Source organism: Paenibacillus sp. Paensp38 (assembly GCF_059491915.1).
This window is the reverse complement of the sequence record NZ_CP168516.1, coordinates 907,773-930,582: the sequence shown is the minus strand read 5'-3', so window position 1 is coordinate 930,582 and position 22,810 is coordinate 907,773. Positions and strand designations below refer to the sequence as shown.

General features: G+C 46.8%; 16 protein-coding genes and 1 pseudogene. 7 read left to right on the top strand and 10 right to left on the bottom strand.

Annotation, left to right across the window (positions count from 1 at the left end):
• Positions 1 to 185: 185 nt before the first annotated feature.
• Positions 186 to 773 (top strand): hypothetical protein, encoded by a 588-nt coding sequence (locus ACEN8J_RS04135; RefSeq protein WP_029515643.1) that lies wholly within the window; start codon positions 186 to 188, stop codon positions 771 to 773.
• An 11-nt stretch (positions 774 to 784) separates the two neighbouring features.
• On the opposite strand, the gene lpdD is transcribed toward ACEN8J_RS04135, so the two are convergent.
• From lpdD to ACEN8J_RS04110, 5 genes and pseudogenes are all read right to left on the bottom strand, one after another.
• Positions 785 to 1,132 (bottom strand): prenylated flavin chaperone LpdD, encoded by a 348-nt coding sequence (gene lpdD / locus ACEN8J_RS04130; RefSeq protein ID WP_029515644.1) that lies wholly within the window; start codon positions 1,130 to 1,132, stop codon positions 785 to 787.
• A 179-nt stretch (positions 1,133 to 1,311) separates the two neighbouring features.
• The gene (locus ACEN8J_RS04125; RefSeq protein WP_495594253.1) at positions 1,312 to 6,825 is read right to left on the bottom strand and encodes a S8 family serine peptidase; all 5,514 of its coding nucleotides are present in this window, start codon (positions 6,823 to 6,825) and stop codon (positions 1,312 to 1,314) included.
• A gap of 524 nt (positions 6,826 to 7,349) precedes the next feature.
• A pseudogene (locus ACEN8J_RS04120) lies at positions 7,350 to 8,954 on the bottom strand (S8 family serine peptidase).
• A gap of 519 nt (positions 8,955 to 9,473) precedes the next feature.
• Positions 9,474 to 11,255: a SulP family inorganic anion transporter gene (locus ACEN8J_RS04115; RefSeq protein WP_029515646.1), complete on the bottom strand. Its 1,782-nt coding sequence runs from the start codon at positions 11,253 to 11,255 to the stop codon at positions 9,474 to 9,476.
• 29 nt (positions 11,256 to 11,284) lie between these two features.
• The gene (locus ACEN8J_RS04110; protein WP_013311437.1) at positions 11,285 to 11,614 is read right to left on the bottom strand and encodes an ArsR/SmtB family transcription factor; all 330 of its coding nucleotides are present in this window, start codon (positions 11,612 to 11,614) and stop codon (positions 11,285 to 11,287) included.
• 546 nt (positions 11,615 to 12,160) lie between these two features.
• Here ACEN8J_RS04110 and ACEN8J_RS04105 point away from each other — a divergent pair.
• The 3 genes from ACEN8J_RS04105 (at position 12,161) to ACEN8J_RS04095 (ending at position 16,317) form a co-directional block, all read left to right on the top strand.
• On the top strand, positions 12,161 to 13,618 hold the full coding sequence (locus tag ACEN8J_RS04105) for an RtcB family protein (RefSeq protein ID WP_029515647.1): 1,458 nt from the start codon (positions 12,161 to 12,163) through the stop codon (positions 13,616 to 13,618).
• Position 13,619: 1 nt separating this feature from the next.
• A complete protein-coding gene (locus tag ACEN8J_RS04100) occupies positions 13,620 to 14,900 on the top strand; it encodes an AAA family ATPase (protein WP_029515648.1) in 1,281 nt (426 codons plus the stop codon).
• 262 nt (positions 14,901 to 15,162) lie between these two features.
• Positions 15,163 to 16,317, top strand: coding sequence for an MFS transporter (locus tag ACEN8J_RS04095; protein ID WP_495594252.1), 1,155 nt, complete (start codon positions 15,163 to 15,165; stop codon positions 16,315 to 16,317).
• A gap of 118 nt (positions 16,318 to 16,435) precedes the next feature.
• Here the strand turns inward: ACEN8J_RS04095 and ACEN8J_RS04090 are convergent, their stop codons facing one another.
• From ACEN8J_RS04090 to ACEN8J_RS04080, 3 genes are all read right to left on the bottom strand, one after another.
• Positions 16,436 to 17,188 (bottom strand): amino acid ABC transporter ATP-binding protein, encoded by a 753-nt coding sequence (locus ACEN8J_RS04090; RefSeq protein WP_069012511.1) that lies wholly within the window; start codon positions 17,186 to 17,188, stop codon positions 16,436 to 16,438.
• Positions 17,189 to 17,202: 14 nt separating this feature from the next.
• Complete coding sequence (locus ACEN8J_RS04085; protein WP_069012510.1) at positions 17,203 to 17,871, bottom strand: amino acid ABC transporter permease; 669 nt, start codon at positions 17,869 to 17,871, stop codon at positions 17,203 to 17,205.
• Positions 17,872 to 17,944: 73 nt separating this feature from the next.
• Positions 17,945 to 18,796, bottom strand: coding sequence for an amino acid ABC transporter substrate-binding protein (locus tag ACEN8J_RS04080; protein ID WP_165149613.1), 852 nt, complete (start codon positions 18,794 to 18,796; stop codon positions 17,945 to 17,947).
• Positions 18,797 to 19,075: 279 nt separating this feature from the next.
• Here ACEN8J_RS04080 and ACEN8J_RS04075 point away from each other — a divergent pair, with 279 nt between their 5' ends.
• On the top strand, positions 19,076 to 20,377 hold the full coding sequence (locus ACEN8J_RS04075; RefSeq protein ID WP_029515653.1) for an MFS transporter: 1,302 nt from the start codon (positions 19,076 to 19,078) through the stop codon (positions 20,375 to 20,377).
• A gap of 118 nt (positions 20,378 to 20,495) precedes the next feature.
• Here ACEN8J_RS04075 and ACEN8J_RS04070 read toward each other — a convergent pair whose 3' ends face one another.
• Entirely contained in the window at positions 20,496 to 20,753 is a 258-nt protein-coding gene (locus ACEN8J_RS04070; RefSeq protein WP_013311445.1) for a GlsB/YeaQ/YmgE family stress response membrane protein, read from the bottom strand.
• Between the two features lie 296 nt (positions 20,754 to 21,049).
• Between ACEN8J_RS04070 and ACEN8J_RS04065 the strand changes: the two genes are divergently transcribed.
• Entirely contained in the window at positions 21,050 to 21,313 is a 264-nt protein-coding gene (locus tag ACEN8J_RS04065; protein ID WP_238437904.1) for a YkgJ family cysteine cluster protein, read from the top strand.
• Between the two features lie 36 nt (positions 21,314 to 21,349).
• Positions 21,350 to 22,300: an acetylxylan esterase gene (locus ACEN8J_RS04060; protein WP_069012508.1), complete on the top strand. Its 951-nt coding sequence runs from the start codon at positions 21,350 to 21,352 to the stop codon at positions 22,298 to 22,300.
• A gap of 129 nt (positions 22,301 to 22,429) precedes the next feature.
• Here ACEN8J_RS04060 and ACEN8J_RS04055 read toward each other — a convergent pair whose 3' ends face one another.
• Positions 22,430 to 22,753: a DUF3817 domain-containing protein gene (locus ACEN8J_RS04055; protein WP_029515655.1), complete on the bottom strand. Its 324-nt coding sequence runs from the start codon at positions 22,751 to 22,753 to the stop codon at positions 22,430 to 22,432.
• Positions 22,754 to 22,810: the final 57 nt, after the last annotated feature.

The window sequence follows — 22,810 nt, the reverse complement described above, 5'->3', positions numbered from 1 at the left end:
ATAAGTTCTAGGGTACCACAATCTTACAAATCAGGACAGTACTTATTTCGAATTTTTAAATTAGAACGTTAAAAAGAAGAAACATAGCGATATTAGCACTTTTTGAGGTAACTGGGCATACAGTATTTTACCTGTTACAGATCAATTGTGCTCCATGAGAGCATCCTGCCAAGGAGGTCGGAGCTATGCTATATCGTGCAACATCCCACAGAAAGCGCTCGCCTCACAAACGTTTAAATGCAAACACACTTAGGATAATATCCACTGCCATGCTGCCATTTTACAAAGCTATAGCAACTCGCCGTGCGTTTGCAGTTCAATGGTCTCGAGCTGTCGTTCAGGCGAATTTGGATCGGATGAAATCCCTTCTCTGCTCAGTAGCTCCATTTGCCGCCAAACAAGGCTTAGGCACGAATGGCATCGGCTACTTTATTTCCTTTTTAGCTCAGCCACCGATGCTCTATTATACGAATGGAACAACGATTCCACCGGGGACTGTGCAGTTTACATTTGAGCCGAGAGTTCATCGCGCCATCGCAAAAGCCGTTTTTCCGCTGTATCGCGAATTAGCACGTAATCCATGTTTTGCTTCTGCCTTAGCCAAAGCGATCAACAGACAAGACCAGCGTGCAGTTCATGTCATGATCCGTAGTTTGATTCCATCCTCTGCGCTGAAATCCGTACAAATTGAGGACGATGGCTTTGCATTGCTTTTTAAGTATTCCTTTAGTAAATACCCCTATCGCAATCTGCTCTTTCGAGAGTTCACTTAAAAAGGTTGCTACTAGCGTGCTTGCTTGAGTTCTCCAATGAGCTCTTTTCCCAGTTGTATGGCCATATCTGTCAGCACTCGGATTTCGTCCTTGGATGCATGGTCCAAATGTGTCCCGCAGCAAATGGCAAAATTGCCCGCAAACTCTTTTCGTAAGCGAACTGCAATTTCTTCGGTAATATAAAACTCCTTGTGATTTTGCAATTGCACAGTTTGAATCGGCTCGAGTCTGGCCCCTGCTGTAATCGTTCCCAAATGGGGCTGATCACCGCCAGAAATGAGTACAACGATATCTTCCCCCATAAAATAGGCATCCAGTACAAGACGGATACGTCCGCTTTCTTTTTGCAAATGAATCATATGATCCTCTCCTGCTAAAATATTATTGTGAAACGATTCACTTTATAGAGTTCTACTCATTGTATCGCTTCCTGAACGGTTCGACAATTAAAAATGGCCCATAGCAGCCTCTATAAACCGTGGCTTGCTGTGGGCCTTCATTGATACTCTAAAACAAGCATTCCATTTCCTACTGGGTGTTAACGGATCGTGATCGTATGCACAGTCTTACCGCTTGCGCCGTCATTATCCGTCACCGTTAGCTCCACGGTATACGTTCCAGCTGTGGTGAATTTATGCTTCACCTTGGAACCGACCGCCGTATCACCATCCCCAAAATTCCAGCTGTAACTGACGATCTCACCGTCTACATCACGGGAAGCTTTGGCGTTAAATTGTACATTTTTGTTCTTCTTAGCGGATTCATTAGCCTGAATAATGGCTACTGGCTTCTCATTGGATGTAGGTGGATTCGGATCAGGGTTCTGTCCCCCACCATTGGTTACATACAATCTTCCCGGCGCCTCCGTCTCCACTTCATTTCCCGCTGCATCCCTTACCCGGATCACGATGACTCCGCCTTCCAGGTTCAGAGAAGATGAAGTGAAATAAGTACCTTCATAGTGGCCTGACGAAGTTTCATTTAATGGAATATCGTTGCGACCCAAAGTGGACAGGTTGAAAGGCAGCTCCACATGGAAGGACGCTTCCAAACCGGATGCACTGTCAAAGGATACTCGTACCGACTGTCCTGGAGTAATACGCACATCCTCAGCAGGACTAATGTTTTCAAGCTTCGGCAGAGCTGTATCGACATACACCGAGCGCGTAACGGTTGTTTCGTTTTCGGCAAGATCCTTGGCCGTCACCGTAATTTGATTTTCACCTTCGTTGATAAGCAATCGCTTGTTAAAGGTGCCGTCACTTCCAAATTCGGCTGGCTCGCCGTTAATCGTCAAATCGGTGAGGAATTCGTCATACACCGTACCGGTGACGCTCACGACACCCGCATTCGTACGGGCTCCTTCATCTGGCGAAGTCAGGATCAGACCCGGTTTAGTCTGGTCAAGTGTCACGACCACCGGTTCGGAACGATCCGTTATTTTGCCGTATACCGCTGCTTGGACACTTAGCGGATTAGCACCTGGTTGAAGATCAACCGACAAACTGAACTGGCGATCCTTCACCTTCGTTGTGCCAGCCAGCTCCTTACCGTTAAAGAGCTGAATATCGGCTCCTTCTGCCGGAGAAGTTCCTGTTACGGTAATCGTCTCTTCCTGCGTATAGGTAGCCTTCGTAGGAGTCGTAATCGTTGGAGCATTCACCGGATATCTGACGATAGCCCGGATCATGTAGTTACCCTCCTCCTCAGGTGATTGGCTCCATGTGCCGCTTACACCTTGCCAACTTCGAAGCGCATTGGGACTGCTTTCATCTGTAGCAAGACCCGGCGACTGTGTGCCTACAGCAGACTGTGTATATACGATGTAGAAGTCACCTTGAACCGTCACCGGCTCTGGGAGCTGTACCGTCGTCCATTGTGTCTCATCCCGTACGGCAGTCCCGTCGAATGGACCAGCCAACAATCGTCCAGGTGCTCCTGCGGCACCGGAGGCGTCATAGACAGAATATTGGAATGCCGTTCCTCCCGGATTCGGGAAGGCAGAGTTCCAGAACAAAAGCGATGCTCCTGTCACTTGAGTCACTTCCGACTCAGGTGTCATTCTGACTGCCCATGAATTGCCTGCCGCGTTAAAGGCTCTAGCATTTTCTCCTGTCCCGTCATCGTAAGCAATGCCTCCTTGGAACCCGATAAAAGGTTTCAACATGACATTCGCTTCCACACTACCGTTCGGAGGAGCAGTAACGGATGCACTGTCGCTATAATAATTTTCGGCTGCAATGGACAACGTGTATGTTCCTTCCAGCACGTCCAGCGTAAATTCTCCAGCCTCATTCGTTTCTACCGGAGCAATGCGTGCATCCTCCACCACCAACACTTTCGCTTTTTGGATCGGTTCACCGGATTGCTTGTCGGTAATGACCCCGTGAATCGTACCGTGAGGTATGGCCTGAAGACTAAAGTTTGCTCTGATGACTTTGTTATTCTCAATCGTGACTGCTTTCGTTTGAGGAACGTAACCGTAGGCTTCAGCCTTCAGCGTATAGTCGCCGGCTACATGGGTGAAGCTGTATTTGCCCGTGGTCGGATCCGTTTTTACCGAACGTCCGGTTTCCAATACCGTAACCGTAGCGCTGGCTGGAAGACTGTCGAGACCGACACGTCCACGTTCCACCGTTGTTTCTGCCGGCTTCACTTTCTCCTGGAATTCACTCTTTTCAGTACTTGTAATTTTGTACAGCGGGAACTGTTCTTCCGCTTTTTCCAGCTTGATATTCGACTCAGGTGCGATGTCCTTAGTCACTGTCGTAGCTGGAATGCCAAGCACACGGAAATCGTCAATATACCAGCCGTTCTTGTTCACACTGTTATCCGATTTCAAACGGAAGCGAATTTGGATTTCATTGCCGGCGTAGCTATCCAGATTGTAATAAACTGGAGCCCACTTTTTCCCGTTCGTATTGTGAGAGAATTTGCCCAGCTCGCTCCACGTGTCACCATTGTTTTTGGACACTTCCACATAACCGTAATCATAGCCAGCCTCAATTTCAAACCAGTGATTGAAGGTCAGTGTTGCGTTGCGTACAGCTTGCAAATTAATTTTTGGTGAAACCAGCGAAAATTCAGCTCCGTTCTCATAATTGCTATCCAGATCGGTTGCCCACACATTGGGTCTGGACGCTGCGCTCTCTGGTCCTACTTCCTTAGGAATGCCGCGTTCCCACTCATCTTTGGTGCCGGAATGAGTCCAGCCATTATCCGAGCTGCCATCAAAATGATCGCTATACAGCGTATCCGGCACGTCTACTCTCAGAGAAGCCTCATTCGACTTGATTCCTTCATTGCCACTATAATCCTCGGCCGCCACTGCATAATGGTAGGTCGCTCCACCGACCGTGATGGTATCTGTGAATGTCAGTGCTGAGGTTGTACTGACGGAAGCATAATTTTTACCTGACTGGGTAGAACGATATACCTTGTACTGCTTCACATCTTCATCGGAGGAAGCATTCCAGCCCAGCGTGACGTTGCCCACAGTATCTGCTTCAGCAGTCAAATTGCTCGGCGCAGCAGGTGCAACGGTGTCTGGCTCCTGAATCGACAGATCGTCAATATACCAGCCATCTTTCACAACCGTATTGTCACTAGTAAAGTTGAACAGGAGGTATACCTTTTGACCCGCGAATGCCCGCAAATCAAGATATTGTGTTTTCCAGCCGTTGCTGGCGCCGGTAAACGATAATACCTGCTCAAACGCATTCTGATTGTTTGTGGTTGCTACGTACACTTTGCCGAAATCAGAATTGTTTTCAAGATCGTACCAATGCTTGAAGCTGACCAGTGCCCCTTTTGAGCTCTCGGTCAGATCAATCGGAGGGGCCATAAAATAACTGTTGGAGTTGGTCTGATATTGGCCTTCGAGATTGGTCGCGATGACCTTTGTACCCGAATGTGCGCTTTTAGGGCCGCTTGTTGGAGTTCCCCATTTCCAAACACTGCCCTGTCCACCGATATTAATACCGGCAATGTCTTTTTCAAAGTCTTGTGTGTAGCCTGGTTTTACCCCTTTAGAGATTTTCACCTTATATACTTCAGTTTCAAATCCGTTATTACCGTAATCATTTACACGAATATAGTATTCCAGACCAGCGCTATCCACCAAAAAAGTCGGGATGGATGCTTGATATGTACCATCTTTGCTGTCGCCGGAGGTCCGTTCCAACGGAATATATACATAGTTTGACGTACCCGCTGTTTTGGCAAATGCCTCAACGGCTGTCACGCCGACATCATCCGTTACATGAGCAGTCAGAGGTATATCAATACCCTCGAATGCCGCAGCGGGCGGTGTATGCTCGAGAACAGGTGCTTCCAGATCGTCGCCACCCGTTACAACTTTACCAGACACGGAGCCCAGACCCTGCATGACCGAACCGACCGCATCCAGCGCATTAATGACACCATGTCCGTAGCCATTGTTTGGTGAAGTAGGATATGTGCTGTCCGTTCGTGGTGTAGCCGTATTCATCAAAATTTCCTCAAGTTGATCTACGGTAAGCGAATGATTCGCTTGCAGCAACAGCGCTGCAAGGGCCGCAACATGAGGTCCCGCCATAGAAGTACCGTTATATCCGCCTTTATAGGCGCCACCAGCAACAGATGACCGGATATTAACACCCGGCGCGGAAACTTCGGGCTTCACTTCACCATAGGGTGAGGGTCCTAACAATGAGAAGCTGGCCAGATTATCATTGCTATCCGTGGCTCCAGTAGCGAAGGATTCCGGATAGTTCGCCGGATTGGCTACTGAGGCAGGTCCGCCCGGATTGGAAAGAGAGGTGTTACCTGCAGAGAATTCGGGGAAAATTTGAGCATCCCGCCAGGCCTGAACCACAGGCCGGAACCATTCATCAAGACCCGGTCCGCCCCCCCACGAGTTGTTCACTACGTCTGGAGCAAGCTCGGGATGAAGATTCCCTTGGGCATCTTTTGGCGCAAGCAGCCATTGACCGCCATCCAGTATAATTGCATCCGTCGTTTCCGGATTAAAAATCCGAACCGCAATCCACTTCGCGCCAGGTGCAACGCCCACTCGGTTCGTTCCGTTTTCCTCAGAGCCGACCATCGTTCCCATCGTGTGCGTACCATGGGAATCGGCTTCCTGATCGACCGGAAGCGTCGAATGACTATGCGGATCGTACCAGCTCAGCTCGGGATTCACGACATTGCCTGCCGCGTCCAGACCCCGCCATTTGCGATGAAGGGCCGGATGTGTATAATCTACACCTGTATCCAGATTGGCGACCACGATTCCGGTTCCGTCGATTCCTTTTTCCCACACTTGTGGTGCGTTAATATGGGATATGTTCCATTCCACCGTAGATGGGTCTACAGCGTTCTTACCTGCATTGCCAGGCTTAGCCGATGTTTTGCCATCGTCCTTCTCCAGCTCTACAGCTTTCTCTACCGATGCAGACTTCGCCGTTGCTGCTGTCGCTGTTGTAGCTGTTTCAGCCGTTTTGGCATTTGCTCCCTCTGCTTGCTTGTCAACTGTCACCTTTTGCAGATAACGCGTTTCATTCGGTAAGACTTTATCGACCTCAGGTAGTTTCGAAATATGATCCAGCACCTCCTTGGTGCTTGTTACAGCCAATGCATTGACAATAAAATAGCTTTTATATTCCTTCACTCCGCCGCTCTCTGATTGCTTGTCCAAGTAATTTTCAAGCCCATATTGGGTTCTTGAAGCGGTTTCACGCAGAGAGCTGATCACATGGCTGCGTGCAGCCATTTTGGCAGCGGAGGGTGTTATTTTCTCAAGTGAGGCCTTTTGGAGAGCATTTTTGGAAACCTTGTTGGTGTCTACCTGTTCTTTTAATTTGACCAGATAGGTAACATAGTTATTCTCCTCAAACTGTTTGGTCAGTTTCGGAGATACCTTCGCGGTCGTGACCTTGTGAGAGGCTGATTTCAGCTCCAGCTTGGAGCCATCCGGTGTGTTATTCGCCAAAGCAGGTTGAACAAAGGAAAAGGCCATTAGTAAAGATAGTCCGATAGACAGTGGTTTCTTGAATCGTTTAGGTTTAATCAATTACTTTTCCACTCCTTTTACTAGGTTTAATGTTTCTGAAATAACCTGTACAGAGTAAGACCTCATGCCTTGCACATCAAACACACGGGTTGCGCAACATGATGTGGTTGGCGACCACCTCCTTCATAGAATATAGAGGCACAAAAATATTTGGCTGTTCATAGATGGCGGTACTTCATAGGTGAGTTTACAATCCCAATAGAAGAGCGATGAAATTCAGTAGAAACCAAGGAGAAAAAGCAGGAGAACTTCGAAGAAAAACATGTTATATCATTACAGTTTATATTAAAAATTGATATATAATCATATATTATGGAATAGTATAAAGTTATCAAAACAGATATACAAGTCATTTTTTTGCATTTTTCTTGAAATTCTATAACTTTTATATTCTTTTATGTACGAAAACCCCTTTTTAGCGGCTACGTAATTAGTGCATTACACGGTTAGCAGGTGTATGCAATCTCTGTACGAGCCGCTCAAAGGGATTTTTGGAAGACTTTCTTAATCCTGTCTGATTATTTTTACTTAAGTACGGAGTTCACCGCAGCAAGCGCGTCGATCAGACCATATCCGTAACCATTGTTCGGTGAAGTCCGATACTGGCTGTCTGTCAGCGGAGTTGCTGTTTTTGAAATAACATCCTCCAGTTGGTCCACGGTCAAAGATGGTTTGGCCTGAAGCAGTAATGCTGCTAATCCGGCAGTATGCGGGCCTGCCATGGAGGTACCGTTCCATCCCCCCTCATACACTCCGCCCGGTACAGAAGAACGGATGTTTACACCAGGAGCCGAAATTTCAGGCTTCACTTCGCCATAAGGAGAAGGACCGCGCAGCGAGAAGCTGGCTAGCTTGTTGTTAACGTCCGTGGCTCCTGTCGCATAAGCCTCCGGCAGATTTGCCGGATTGGCTACAGACCCAGGTCCGCCCGGATTGGACAGTGTTGTGTTGCCTGCGGAGAACTCAGGGAAAATCTGAGCCGCTCTCCACGCCTTGGTGACTGGACGATACCATTCATCCAGGCCAGGTCCACCGCCCCAAGAGTTATTCACCACATCCGGTGCAAGCTCAGGGTGCTTTTTACCGTTTTTATCTACAGGAGCAAGAATCCATTGTCCACCGTCCAGTAAGATGGAGTCGGTGGTATCTGGATTGAATACTCGAACCGCAATCCATTTGGCGCCAGGAGCAACACCGATTTCATTCGTACCGTTGCTGTCCGAGCCAACGCTTGTACCCATCGTATGTGTACCATGTCCATTTGAATCAGTTGGCAGCGATGCTCCATCAACCGCATCATACCAGCTCAGTTCTGGATTCACGACCTGACCGGAAGCATTCAGACCACGCCATTTTCTTTTCAACGCCTGTATCCAGATTGGCGACAACAATGCCTTTGCCGTCAATGCCTTTGGCCCAAACCTGTGGTGCTTTGATTTTAGAGATATTCCACTCGACACGGCTTGGCGTTACCGCATCCTTATATACGGATTCTTCCACCGATTTTTGCGCATTCTCTTCCGTCATAGCCGTATCTACAGCGGCCTGATCTGCAACCACTTGGTCAGCTGTAGATTCCTCAACCACAGGCTGGGCATCCTTATCTATTTCTACCTTTTGCAGTTCCCGCTTTTCATCCGGTAAAATTTTGTCGATCTCAGGAAGTGTGGCCAGATTATCCATGACCTCTTTGGTGCTGGTGACCGCAAAAGCGTTCACGATAAAGTAACTCTTGTACTTTTTGACGCTTCCGTTATTAACTTCTTTCTTTAAGTATTCTTCCACGGATTGTTGCGTTTTTTCTGCTGTATCCATGAGAGAGTTCACAACTGTTGTACGTACAGAAAGCTTAGCAGCAGCGGGTGAAATCTGCTCTGCAGAGGCCTTTTGGAAAGCATGCTTGGCAACGGACTCCGTATCCACCTGATCCTTCAATTTAACCAGATAGGTGACATACTCACTGGCACTGAATTGTTGGTTCAGCTTGGCTGAAACCTTGGCGGAAATGGTTGATCCTCCTCTGAGGTGGTTGTGCTGGAATCCCCATATACCGGGGAAATTAGAGAAAAGGCAAGAAGAGCGGTAAAACTGACCGACAGCGTCTTTTTGATATTTTTCGACTTAATCAATACTTTCCATTTCCCTTTACTTGGTTTTTTAATTCTCAAGGACAACCTTCCGGACAGCTACGTCAAAAGCTCACAAAATAGCCTCTGGTACTCACCTCCTTTAAAAAATATAGATTCCGCCGGGGTGAAATCCATAGATCATCATTCTGAGGTGAACAACCCTTGGTGCAGACCGTAAAAAACGAGCATCGGGTAGAAACAGGTGGACAAGTTTGAAAATGATAAGTGAAAAAAATGAAGAGAAAGGTAGGATAAGAAATTTAGAAGTAATCGAGGAGGTTAATGTGCAAGTATTAAAATACAATTTAAAACAAAAGAATGAAACATATGGTATCTTTTGAATCTAGTATAGTGTCATAAAATCAGATATTCAAGCATTTTTTTGAATTTTATTCCTTTTTTCCTTGAAGAAAAGAAAAATCTCTTCCATTTTCGAAGCAAATGCAAGTCTTCATTGTGCACTTGGTTTCGGAGATCAGAAGAGATTTTTCGACATTCAGCAAGAAACTTAAAAGAGTGTTATCTGCCGCTATTTACAGGTATGGGAACCGAGACGGCTCCATCTGGAAAGGATGATTTGGTTGGCTGCGGTCTGCGGCACAGACTCGTACATTCTCGGAAAGCCATTTGCCTGCATCCACAGCAATGATCCTGATTCACCAGTGCAAGAGCAGCCGTAAGGGCCTCTCCTGTGTGTTCAAAAAAATGCTTTTGTCCAATCATGTCGTAGCATCCAGTTTTCTGTAGTAATGCCAGCGGTTGAGGCTGGAGTCCGGAAACAAGCACTGTCCCGCCAGACTTCCGGTATTTCTGAATTAATGCAGTAAAGTTACCTTCTCCCGTCATATCCATAAAAGGAACCTTTCCCATACGTAACAACAAAATCCCTTGTAGGTGATCCGTCCGGCCTCCCACACCTGAGTTTTCCAATACCGAGGCTGCACCGAAAAATAGAGGGCCTTCCACATTGTAAATAGCCACTTGTGGACAATCATGCTGATCTGTAACCATATGCGCGCCTACTTTTTCATGTTTTACAGAAGGATCAGGAAGTACCTTGTCTACTGAAAGTGTACTGCTCATACGTTTAACAAACAATACAACCGCTAGAATCAGGCCTACCTCCACAGCCGTTGTCAGCGTCGTAAAAACCGTCAACAAAAAGGTGACAACCAGCACAATAGAATCCGCTGTCCGCGTTTTGAGAATGTGCGCAAAATGCTTGCGCTCACTCATATTCCACGCTACTACCATCAGCACCGGAGCCATACTGGCCAACGGAATGTTAGATGCATAAGGTGCAAAAAGCACCAGAATGAGGAGCACCACGAACCCATGTACGATGCCTGACATAGGAGAAACAGCACCATTACGGATATTTGTGGCGGTGCGGGCAATTGCACCTGTCGCAGGAATACCGCCGAACAGCGGTGTCAGCAAATTAGCAATCCCTTGTCCAACCAGTTCACGATTGCTGCTATGCCGGGCTCCCGTCATACCGTCAGCTACCACCGCTGAAAGCAGAGATTCAATAGCTCCCAGCATTGCAATAACAAGTGCTGGCGGCAAGAGTTTCACGATCAAATCCCACGTCACCGCAGGAATATGTAGCTCAGGCAAAGATGCTGGAATTGCGCCATACGCAGAGCCAATCGTAGCCACCTGCCCTGGAAAAAGTAAAGCTGCCACCAGCGTTGACAAGAGTAGACCAACCAGTGATCCGGGTATCTTGGGCCATTTTTTAGGCACCAAAATAAGCGCGGCAAGACAGATACAAGCCGTCAGGATACTATACACATTCAGTGAAGGAAGTCGATGGATGAGCTCTGCCATGGAAGGCAGAAAAGTTTCATGCCTCTCTACCCCGCGCAAGCCGAGAAAGTTAGCAATCTGACCACTGAATATCGTCACGGCAATTCCGGCCGTAAAGCCAATCGTTACTGGCTTGGGAATAAACTTGATCAATGCCCCCAGCCTGAGTACACCCATTAAAATGAGCATAATGCCCGCCATAAAACCGGCTATGAGTAAGTTCTCATAACCGTATTGCATGACAATAGCTAGCAAAATCGGAATAAACGCGCCTGTAGGTCCTCCGATCTGGAATTTGGATCCTCCCAGCAGCGAAACCAAAATTCCCGCAACAATGGTCGTATACAGCCCATATTCCGGCTTTACTCCTGATGCAATGGCAAACGCCATACCGAGTGGAATCGCCACAATCGCTACAATACTTCCGGAAATGAGATCCTTTCGCAAAGCCCCTGCGTTATAGCCTTCGAACCTTCCTATCCACTTCATTCCTGTAACCCTTCTTTTCTGTAATAGCATTACTTCTCGTTACGTATACCTTCCAGCAACGAGATAGCTTCGACCAAATGATTGTCAAAAATCCGTCGCGCCACTGCAAGCAGCTCCGTCAAAAGCGGATCACGTAGTGAATACACAACCGATGTACCTTCCTTGAAGCTGTTCACCAAATTTTTGGCTCGTAAAACGGCCAATTGCTGCGATACGGCAGAACCTTCAGAACCGAGCGCAGTCTGCAGCTCGTTCACATTCCGTTCCCCTTCACTCAGCACCTCCAAAATGCGGATGCGCAGAGGGTGAGCCAATGCTTTGAAAAAGTCGGCCTTAAATTTCTGGAGATCTCCTTCCATGCCTGCTCCGTCCCCCTCACAGAATTGTCCTATAAACGATCAACAATATCTGAATATTTGAATATTTAGTACAATAACAGCTTCGGGCCAATTGAACTATGATGTTACTCACACTTCACCATGAGTAAAGTCACATTTTTCCACACTTCTACCTTTCAGGGGTTGACAGCTTCCACAGGTTTCCATTAACATAGCAATTAACTTTAAGAAAAGGGGGCCGACAGACATGACCGTGCTTTACATGATAACGACAGACAGGCAGCATGATACAACCACATATTTGAGTTTTCGTCTCATCGGCCCCGTTCGGGCGACATGATGGGTGATATCACGCTGTCTGACGGCGTGATTAGCCAGGCTTTTTTATTTTTTTATGCTATTGGAAGAACAAGTTATTTTACGTATTTATGATGTGTTGATCATAAAATGTAATAACACTTTCGGTGCAAGAAGCCGTAGACGACAAGTCTGCGGCTTTTTTTGTTTTTTAAATCTTTTTATGCAAGTATTTATGAATTTACTTGAAGAAGGGAACTACCCATTTATATGAATATACAACATACAACCGACTCGTCCTTGCATGAAGGACCATACAGCCATCTGATGAAGCTTCCGGCAGGTGATCTAACCGTCTATGCTTCTCAGCAACTTTTCTCCTCACTGGATTACAAAGTGTTCGAGATGGCTAATAACAATTTACAAATTCCAGGTATCCGCTATATGGGATACACACCAGATGTACATGTAGGCGTCGGAACCTGCATCGGTACGACTGCTGTATGGGGAATGGAGGATGGTTACGTATCTCCCTCCATCGTCGGCAGTGATATTGGCTGCGGCATGCGCGTACACCTGACCAATCTGCACAAGGATGCTTTGAAGGAAACCAAGCTGCGCCGTAAGCTGGTCAAAACCATCGACAAATATTTGCCCATGGAAGCCCACCAACGCGGGCATTATTCGGATATCCGACTGGAGCATATTGTACGCAAGGGTCTACACGGCTTACCCAACAAATATATTCCGGACAGCTACACTCCTAAGAAATCCACCTCACTCACCCATGTAGAGCACAGTAAGTTCTCCTTTGACGAGGAGGTGCTGAATCTTGTCGAAGACCGTACATGGCACCGGGCTCACCGACAGCTCGGCACACTGGGTGGAGGCAATCATTTCGTCGAAATTCAGGCGATTGAAATCGCGGAGGAAAACCGTGAAACAGCTGAAGCTTGGGGGATGTTCGACGGTCAGGTGGCTGTGATGATTCATTCTGGATCGCGGGCTTGGGGTGGAGCAGTCAGCCAGGCTAGTTCATCTGCCATTGCCAAGACGATGAGCCGTCTCGGACTCGGTACCTCTGACCCGAGACTGGTATTCGCACCGCTGGACCATCCCGAAGCTGCACATTATGTCGATATGATGTATTCGGCGCTGAATTATGCCGTGGTGAACCGACATCTCATCGCATACTCCGTGCGTGAAGCCTTTCGCGATGTCTTTGGTACAAAGTGCGAGTTGCGTACTTTGTACGATCTAATGCACAATTATGCTTGGGAGGAATCCCATCCGGATCACGGTAGTGTGTTTGTGCATCGTAAAGGTGCTACGCGTGCTCTTCCAGCAGGACACCCCGACAATCCGCGGCCTTATCAGGCGACAGGGCATCCGGCCCTGATTCCCGGCTCTATGGGAACAGCCTCTTATATTATGGTAGGCTTACCGGGCGGTCAGGATAACTTCCACTCCATTTGCCATGGAGCAGGCCGTATTCGTTCGCGTTCTGCGACCAAACGACTCGTCAGTGTGGACGATTTTGCAGGGGCCCTGGGTGTAGGGACAGACGACGAAATTGTGGTCAATCAGGCATCACTGGAAAGCATTATCGACGAATCTCCGCAAGCCTACAAAAATGTAGATGATATTATCGAAAGTGTCACCGGGGCAGGACTCGCAGCAGTTGTAGCCAAATGCAAGCCGCTAGCTGCCCTGAAAGGAGCCAAATAATTTGAGTATAGACATCCCAGCTATTTATGAATTTGATGAACGTACAGATGGACGCATTACCGGTTATGCCGCTTATGCCCGTCTGATCGACGGTATCAGTGAAGCACTCTATAACCGCTATGGCGTAAAATACGTGCTGTATGCCAGCGATGATCCTAATATTGAGTATTGGGATCTGCTGGAGGAGGATATTCGTTCAGGTAGTCCCGACCTGGAGCATGTGGCACGGGTCTTCGATCGTTTGGAGGAACGCACCATCCAGTATGATGATGACGGACCGACTCCTGAATACGGCGTGCATCTGTCGATGCGTAATAATGTATTCGCCTATCCCAAGTGGGGCATCGCGCTGGCGCGAGTTCCCTTTTTCCGTGATAATGGCGTGTACAATGAAGATTACGTATTTGCGATAGGCGACCAGGAGCTGCAAGGCTTCCTCGCGGGAGTACGCGGTCGTGAACGTAAGCAGAATATGAAGCGTGTCACCGTGTTTACCGACACAAGCCGTGGACTTTCTCGGCAGGCAGAGCCGATAACCCGCGCAATTACGCGGGATGACGTGATTTTGAAAGCGGAAATCAAACGGGATATTTTCCGATCCCTCGACCAGTTTTTTGAAGCGGATCGTACCTTCTATCAGACTTATAACATTCCTTACAAGCGCGGCATTCTGCTATACGGCCATCCGGGTAACGGTAAAACAACACTTGTAAAATCAATTGCCAGCAGTGTACCGGGTCCGGCAGCCTACTGGCAAATAACGGAGTATACAACCAGTGAATCGGTCAAAGAGGTGTTCGAGGCGGCTACTCGCCTGGCTCCGATGGTGCTGGTTATTGAGGACATTGATTCCATGCCTCAGGAGGTTCGTTCCTTTTTCCTGAATACCCTCGACGGCGCTACCTCCAAGGAGGGCATCTTCCTGATCGGAACGACCAATTATCCCGAAAAAATTGACCCAGGTCTGATGAACCGGGCAGGTCGTTTTGACCGTGCCTATGAAATTAGTTTGCCTGACGAAGCACTGCGACTGGCATATCTCAAGCTGCGCAACTTCCTTGTTTTTGCAGGGGAAACAGGTACGCAGAAGGCAGCAGCCATGACTGACGGGTTTTCGCTGGCACAGCTCGGAGAACTTTATGTCAGCACGGCTCTGGAGTGGCATGAGCAGGGAAAAGCCGATATTGAACTGATTATCAAAGGTATGCGAGGCGAGCTCGATAAGAGCCGTAAGCAGGACTGGCTAAAAAATGTGGCCGAAGGACGAGTCGGGTTCTTCTGATTTATCCTTTCATTGCCTTATCAAGAAATTTATGTTACGTTGATAAACAATAAAGTATCGAAAGGGTGACCTTAAGCCAATGATCTACTAATCCTATTCCACCAAAGAAAAAAATCGTAATCTTACGAATTTTCTGGATAGGATTAGTGTAGGCTTTTGGGTATTAACGATAAGAGCATTGCTTCTTTGACGGGAGCAGTGTATCTTCTTGTTCGTATGTCTGCCTCCTATCCAGAAACCAATGGATAAGGAGGTTTTTTGCATGAAAAGAATACTTGGGATTCTAATGATTAATATCTTCATTGTTATGGTGGGCGTGGGTTTAATTACCCCCATCCTGCCGGAACTGATCATTGAGTTTGGAGCCAGTGGGCGGGCAATCGGTTTATTGGTAGCAGCCTATGGCATAACGCAGTTCCTGCTCTCTCCCCTGACTGGACAGCTGTCTGATCGATATGGGAGAAAAGTTTTTATCCTCGTAGGTGTCATTGTTTTTGCTGTAGCTAAATTTATCTTTGCTATCGGAGATGAATTATGGATGCTGTATACCTCAAGACTTCTGGAAGGAATGGCAGCAGCCTTGATTGTTCCTCCTATGATGGCATATGTAGCGGATATTACAACAACCGAAGAACGCGCCAAAGGGAACAGCCTGCTCGCCGCAGCCATGTCATTCGGATTTGTTATTGGACCTGGATTGGGTGGTCTTCTTGCAGGATATGGAACGAGAGTGCCGCTTTACACAGCGACAGGTGCTGCTATAGCTGCTGTTATTTTTTCAGTGTTTTGTTTGCCTGAAAGTTTATCGAAAGAGCAAATGAAAGCAGCACGGGCAAGAATGATTCAGAAGGAATCTATTTATAAACAATACGCGAGATCATTGAAGTCAAAATATACAATGCTCTTTGTACTTGTCCTGGTGATGACCTTTGGACTCGCTAATTTTGAATCTGTTCTTGGTTTATATGTAACGAACCGCTTCCAATTCTCGCCGCAAAATATTGCTGTCATTCTGACCGCAGGTGCTGTGATCGGAGTCGGTATGCAAACATTAGTTGTTGCTAAAATAATCAATAAGTTTGGTGAACAAAGAGTGATCAAAGGATCGCTTCTTTTCACCTCTGTTGCTTATATTTTATTTCTCTTAGCCAAAGATTTCTGGAGTATCTTCCTTGTCACTTCCCTTATTTTCTTTGCCACAGCTATGCTTCGTCCAGCTCTTAATACACAATTATCGAAGATGGCCGGGAATGAGCAAGGATATGTAGCTGGTATGAATAATGCCTATATGAGTGTTGGGAATATTTTAGGCCCTACTCTAGCGGGTTTTTTATTGGATGCAAATCTGTTTGCTCCATTTATAGCAGGCTGTTGTATTCTGTTGATTACTTTTTTGCTTACATTAAAAATGAAATAAAAGAAGACAACTGATGAGCAAAAGGCAGCTACGGGTGCGAGGCTTATTTTTCAATGCCCGGCTGTAGCTGCCTTTTATTCAGTCTAAACGCTTATTTTAATAAATACTGTAGTTCCCTTTATTCCACTTCCCCGCTCAGACGATTCAAAAACTGAATAGCCCGTGGACTGGTGGGCTGCTCCAGAACCTCATGCGGCGTACCCTGCTCAACGATTATGCCCTGATCCATCAAAATCACATGGTCCGCGACCTCGGCTGCAAATTTCATTTCATGGGTGACAATGACCATCGTCATTCCTTCAGCAGCCAGTTTCTTCATGACCTTGAGCACCTCGCCTACCAACTCAGGATCGAGCGCGGAGGTCGGCTCGTCGAACAAAAGCACCTCAGGTTCGACCGCCATTGCCCGGGCAATACCGACCCGTTGCTGCTGTCCTCCTGATAACTGATGCGGATAGGATTCGGCTTTATCAGCCAACCCCACTTTTTTAAGCAATTCCAATGCACGTTTGCGCGCCTCGTCCTTGCTCTTTTTCTGAACCGTGACTTGTCCCTCCATCACATTTTGTGCTGCTGTCATATGTGGGAAAAGGTTGTAGGATTGAAACACCATCCCTGTCCGCTTGCGCAGCGCCAAAATATTTTCTTGCCGGAGCTTCGTTCCTTTCGCAAAATTCAGTGCAATATCCCCTACTTGAATCTCTCCTTGGTCAGGAATCTCCAGCAAATTTAAGCAGCGTAAAAACGTTGTTTTACCAGAACCGGAAGGACCGATGATAACAAGCACCTTCCCCTTACCCAACGTTACGTCAACACCCTTAAGCACTTCCAGCGAGCCGAACGATTTGTGTATATTCCGAATTTGGATCACCGGTACAATCTCCTTTATCTGACGGAAAAACGGCCTAGTCGCTTCTCCAGGTAATTTTGCAGCACAGTCAAAATAGTGCTAAACAGCAGATAAATAACCCCCGCCTCGGTATACACCAATAGCGGTTCGTATGTGGTAGCTACAATCTGGTTAGCCGTTCTGAACATTTCCACATAGGTGATGGTCGCAGCCAGTGAGGTATCCTTCACCAAGCTGATGAATGAATTAGCCAACGGAGGTATGGACACACGGGATGCTTGCGGTAGCACGATACGTCGCAATACTTGCCAGCGCGTCATCCCCAGGGAGTATCCCGCCTCCCATTGGCCTTCCTGAATAGATATGATAGCCGCACGTATAATTTCAGAGCTATAAGCCCCTACGCTGAGGGTAAAACCGATTACTGAAGCAATAAACGGGTCCAATGTAATACCTACGGAAGGTAAACCATAGAAAATAATATACAATTGCACCAGCAACGGAGTTCCTCGAATCACCCATACATAGAAGCCGAAAATCAGCTTGAGTATTCTCCATTTGGACAGCCGGGCTAACGCTGTAATCAGCGCCAGCACGAGTCCCAGAGCAAAGGAGATAAGCGTGAGCGGAATCGTAAAAGAAACCCCTGCTTTTAGCAGAGGCAATAATGAATCCATAATGATTTGTATTTGGCGATCATCCATTGTACAGACATCCTTTGAAAAGATAGGTTTGAGAAGATTCGGTTCGCCTTGGCGAACGTTTGGTCTTCATTTATTATTTGGATACGTCGGCTCCAAAATATTTCTCGGAAATTTTCAGATACGTACCGTCAGCCTTCATATCAGCCAACGCTTTGTTTACTTCCTTGATCAAATCTTCGCTGCCTTTATTGAATACAGCTGCGCTGTGTGAAGCATCTGGAGATTCGTCCACCTTTTTGATGGGTGCGTCTGGCTTTTGCTTTTTCAGATCGAGATAGGATAATCCATCATTGACGGTCGCATCCACCCGTTTGGAAGTGAGGAGGTCAATGGCTTGGTTGAATCCCTCTGTTGCCACAATTTCCGCACCGTTGCTTTTCGCGATTTGAGTCAGGTTGCTGGTCAGGGATTGCCCGGACTTTTTCCCTTTTAGATCAGCAAATTTATGGATGTCTGTATTGTCTTCGCTTACGATTAGAACTGCCTTGGAGACAATGTACGGATCGGAAAAATCATATTTTTGCTTGCGCTCGTCTGTAATGGATACTTCATTGAACACTGTGTCAAACCGCTTGGAGTTCAACCCTGCGAATATGCCGTCCCATTGCGTCTCGATAAACTCCGGTTGTACACCCAGGCGTTTGCTCACTTCAGTCGCAATATCGACATCGAAGCCCGTCAGTTTACCAGCAGCATCATGGTAGGTAAACGGAGCATAGGTGCCTTCCGTGCCAATTCTTAGCTTGCCGCTTGCTTTTACAGATTCAAGAGTAGCTGTAGCAGTGGTATCTGCTTTTCCATTATTAGATCCGTTTTCTCCGGTAGATGCATTATTGGTACTGGCGCCTTTATCGTTGTTCCCGCAGGCCGAAACCAGCAATGCCATCACGATGAGTACAATCGGCAAAAAACTAAATTTTTTCATGGTATCCACACTCTTTCCCTTTTCTTGATAACCTAGCACGCGGCTGGTCATTGAATAGTACATCATTCATTTTCACGCGTCAATGCTTTTATCCAATAATCCCTATGAAAAAGGTAAGTTATATATTTTTGTGGCCTAAAGTTATTCTAGGTTGACTCTTTCATTGGCAGGTTATTCATTATAACTCCCCTCACAGCAACTTTTTCTGTACCCTCACGTTTGAGATTTCGTATAATAGGTTTTAATATGCAATTTAGAAATATGTACCGGAGTGTGATCATGGATACCCAGAATTCAACCTTATCCTCTACTTCACCTGAAGGCAGTCCCTCGGCCTGGGCTACTTTCACTTCACCCTTAAAACAATCCAAAGCGTTCACCTTGTTGTGGCTTGGACATTGGATCGCAATGTTGGGGAGCTCAGTCACCACAGTCATTTTGCCACTGGTTATCTATTCCCTAACAGGCTCGACTACTATCATGGGACTGGCGATGACGGTTTATATGCTGCCTAATGTACTTATTCTGCCTTTCGCAGGAATGATTGTGGACAGAATTGACCGAATCCGTCTCCTTCTGTTTACGAATATCGCCCGGTTTGGGCTGATGTTCATTGCGGCCGTGCTGATGTTTACGGGCGGGATGAAATTGCCGTTTCTATTCGTTGGCCTAGCGTTATACGGATTGATGGACGGTATCTTTAATCCCGCTTATTCTGCCTTACGTGCACAGGTGTTCACACCGGACATACGCAATGCAGCCAACGCGCTTAGCCAGATTAGTATACAAGCCGTCCGTCTACTTGGTCCTCCGTTAGGAGGCTTCATTGTATCTTTTTCCTCACCGGGTGTGGGCTTTGGGCTGGATTCTATCGCTTATCTGATATCTTTTGCCTGTTTTTGGATGCTGAGCGCTCATTTGGCCTCCATCATCGGCAAAGGTCAGGTAGATCCAGAACAGCAAGATCAGGGGGGACAGCATTTTCTCAAGGATTTTATCGCAGGCTTTACCATTCTCAAAAGCCATCCTTGGCTATGGATTACGATTCTTGCCTTTTCATTCATTAATATTTGTTATTCAGGCATTATCGCTGTACTCATTCCATGGCTGTTCAAGGTTCATCATGGCTACAATCCAGTCGTATATGGCATTGCGATGGCAAGTAGCGGTATTGGCGCCATGTTGGGGGCCTTTGTGTATGGATCACGCAAGCATTGGAAGCATCGTGGCCTGCTCGCTTACATAGGAGCTTTTGTCAGCGGTCTTGCTTTACTACTGTTGTCTGTAGTCACTTGGATGCCAGGACTGATTATGAGCATGATGCTCGAAGGGTTTGGCATTATGATATTTGCGATTATCTGGGAGACGAGCCTTCAGGAATTAGTCCCAGCCGAGTCTTTTGGACGTGTAGCTAGTCTGGATCTAATGTTTTCCTTTGCCCTGCTCCCTGTCGGCTATCTGGCAGTAGGTGCTGTGGCGGATAAGCTTGGTGGTATGTTCACCATGGGTATGTTTGCAACCATCGGCATGTGTATCGTGCTAGGCGTTCTGAGTGTTCCTCATATCAGGCGTTTTCAATAGGACTTTTCCTCAAAAAAAAGCTGCTCCCACAGGTTCATTTGCGAACCTTGCGGAAGCAGCTTCTTTCCATTTTAGCCTTGTGCCCCATAGGGGCTAGTCTATTCAATGATTCGTAAAGTTAGCCTCTAGTCCGTCCAACGGAACGGAAGATCAAGCTTACAATCACGACCAGCACAATCGCACCAATTAATGCAGGAACGATGTAGAATGATCCGATTTCAGGACCCCAGTTTCCCAGAATCAAGCTACCTAACCATGCGCCGATAAAACCAGCGATGATGTTACCTATCACGCCACCCGGAACATCACGACCTGCAATAATTCCTGCCAACCAACCAATAATACCACCAACAATCAATGCCCATAACCAACTCATTTTGCGTCACCTCGTTTAAGTTTTTATCGTTGTGTTCTATTATTAACCACTCGAACTCCTTTTGAACACACAAAAGACGATTGGTTAATATTACCACAGTATGGAACACTGATTTAGGGACTTGATACCATCTTACGTGCCTCTACGACTATTTATACCCCTTGTGTGAAAAGTGTGTCTCATATGCGTTTATCCTTGTATTCCTGCTTTTTTTGTGCCATCCTCACATTATGGCTTGATTAATGTCACTTCATGCATAAGTTACAAAAATAACAGATTTTAAGGAGTGACCCCAACTGGAGTGTCGAGTAGGATGTGCCGCGTGCTGTATTGCCATTACGATTTCTTCCCCTATTCCCGGCATGCCAGATGGAAAACCAGCTGGTGTTCCTTGCCCTCAGCTAACTTCCGATTACCGTTGCCGATTGTTTGGCAAACCTGAGCGCCCAGTTGTATGCAGTGGGTTCCATGCTGATGAGGATACGTGCGGAAGCACTAATGAAAGAGCATATCAGCTACTGAGAGAGCTAGAGGAGTCAACTTTACCGGGTAAAACTTAAGGAGAAGTTCATTCTATATGAAGGAGAATTTTGATTATGAATGTTATTGAAAAAAGAATTGCCGAATTGAAGCAATATCGACCCGATCTTACCGCCCCGAAGGATATAGATTTATTCTGGGCCAAAACACTGGAAGAAGTCCACGCCAAACCTGTACATGCGTTCAAAACTCTCGTAGAAACGCCATATCCTCATATTCTTGCCTACCGGGTTACTTTTGAGGGTGTCGATGATACGCCTCTGCATGCCTGGTATGTACGCCCCCGATTTGCCGGAGATCAAAAGCTGCCATGTATCGTTCTGTTTCATGGCTATACAGGCGGAAAAGGCTATCCTGAAGATTATTCCTCCTGGCTTATGCTTGGCTTTGCTGTATTGGCAGTAGATGTACGTGGTCAAGGTGGAGAAACGGGAGACCGTCTGGGTGATGCTCATGGTACGGTTAAAGGCTGGGTAACGAAAGGAATATTGGACAAAGATACCTGCTACTACAAAACGATTACAACTGATGCCCTTAGAGCCGTAGATTGGGTAGCGGAGCAGTCGGATGTCGATTCGGCTAAAATCGCAATCAGTGGCGCCAGTCAGGGCGGCGGACTTTCATTAATGGTGGCTGCGCTCAGCGATAAAGCTGCTATTACAGTAGCGGATATCCCCAATATGTGTCATATGGATTTTGGTATGATGAATTCTACCAGTTCGCTGACGGAAGCAGCTGAATTTGCTAACCGATTTCCGGAGCATTTGGAGCAGGTGCTACATACATTAAGTTATTTTGACGTGATGAATCTTGCTCATCGTATTCGTATCCCGATCATGGTATCGGTAGGGTTCAAGGATACTGTGTGTATGCCAGAGACGATTTTCGCCGCTTATAACCGTATTGAATCACCGAAAACGATTGAAATTTATCCGTTTACCGGACATTGGGTTGAAGGCTTTCAAAGACGTAAAACAGTTGAATTTTTAGTGCAGCATTTTTCATAATTCCTCCGGTGCACAAAAAAAGAACACCACGCATCAACCTGCGTAATGTTCTTTTCTGCTGCATCGGGGCCAGTCCCGCTTACGCCAGACAAACTCCTCGACAACTCACACAAAACAAAACTTCTAAGATTACGATGCAGCTCGCTGTTCTGCTGCCGAATCCCCTGTCCATTTTCGCACCCAAACAAAATCCATAATCATCAGACCAAACGGAATGAAGGAGGCAAACATAATAAAAAGAGGCCGCCGTATAGACCAATGCAGTGCTGTTTTCCCATAGATCAAAGCAACGAGGAGCAACAAAAAGCTCACCCGGTATATGTTACCAATCACCATAACCGCCTGGGCCATGCCCGCTGCTTGCAGCGGCTGGTGGGTGAATAGTATCGCCAAATAAGCTATAGCTTGAATCCAGAGCATGAGTCGGACACGCCCTAAAGGTGTTCTTAACACAATTTCAATCCCCTCTCCATTAGCAAGGATGTACTCTCATCCTTTACACATCCTTTA

What these genes read in the sequence shown, in the direction of transcription:
- ACEN8J_RS04135 (WP_029515643.1), top strand. Translation starts at nt 186, where the DNA reads ATGCTATATCGTGCAACATCCCACAGAAAGCGCTCGCCTCACAAACGT.
- lpdD (WP_029515644.1), bottom strand. Translation starts at nt 1,132, where the DNA reads ATGATTCATTTGCAAAAAGAAAGCGGACGTATCCGTCTTGTACTGGAT.
- ACEN8J_RS04115 (WP_029515646.1), bottom strand. Translation starts at nt 11,255, where the DNA reads ATGAAGTGGATAGGAAGGTTCGAAGGCTATAACGCAGGGGCTTTGCGA.
- ACEN8J_RS04110 (WP_013311437.1), bottom strand. Translation starts at nt 11,614, where the DNA reads ATGGAAGGAGATCTCCAGAAATTTAAGGCCGACTTTTTCAAAGCATTG.
- ACEN8J_RS04105 (WP_029515647.1), top strand. Translation starts at nt 12,161, where the DNA reads ATGAATATACAACATACAACCGACTCGTCCTTGCATGAAGGACCATAC.
- ACEN8J_RS04095 (WP_495594252.1), top strand. Translation starts at nt 15,163, where the DNA reads ATGAAAAGAATACTTGGGATTCTAATGATTAATATCTTCATTGTTATG.
- ACEN8J_RS04085 (WP_069012510.1), bottom strand. Translation starts at nt 17,871, where the DNA reads ATGGATGATCGCCAAATACAAATCATTATGGATTCATTATTGCCTCTG.
- ACEN8J_RS04080 (WP_165149613.1), bottom strand. Translation starts at nt 18,796, where the DNA reads ATGAAAAAATTTAGTTTTTTGCCGATTGTACTCATCGTGATGGCATTG.
- ACEN8J_RS04075 (WP_029515653.1), top strand. Translation starts at nt 19,076, where the DNA reads ATGGATACCCAGAATTCAACCTTATCCTCTACTTCACCTGAAGGCAGT.
- ACEN8J_RS04070 (WP_013311445.1), bottom strand. Translation starts at nt 20,753, where the DNA reads ATGAGTTGGTTATGGGCATTGATTGTTGGTGGTATTATTGGTTGGTTG.
- ACEN8J_RS04060 (WP_069012508.1), top strand. Translation starts at nt 21,350, where the DNA reads ATGAATGTTATTGAAAAAAGAATTGCCGAATTGAAGCAATATCGACCC.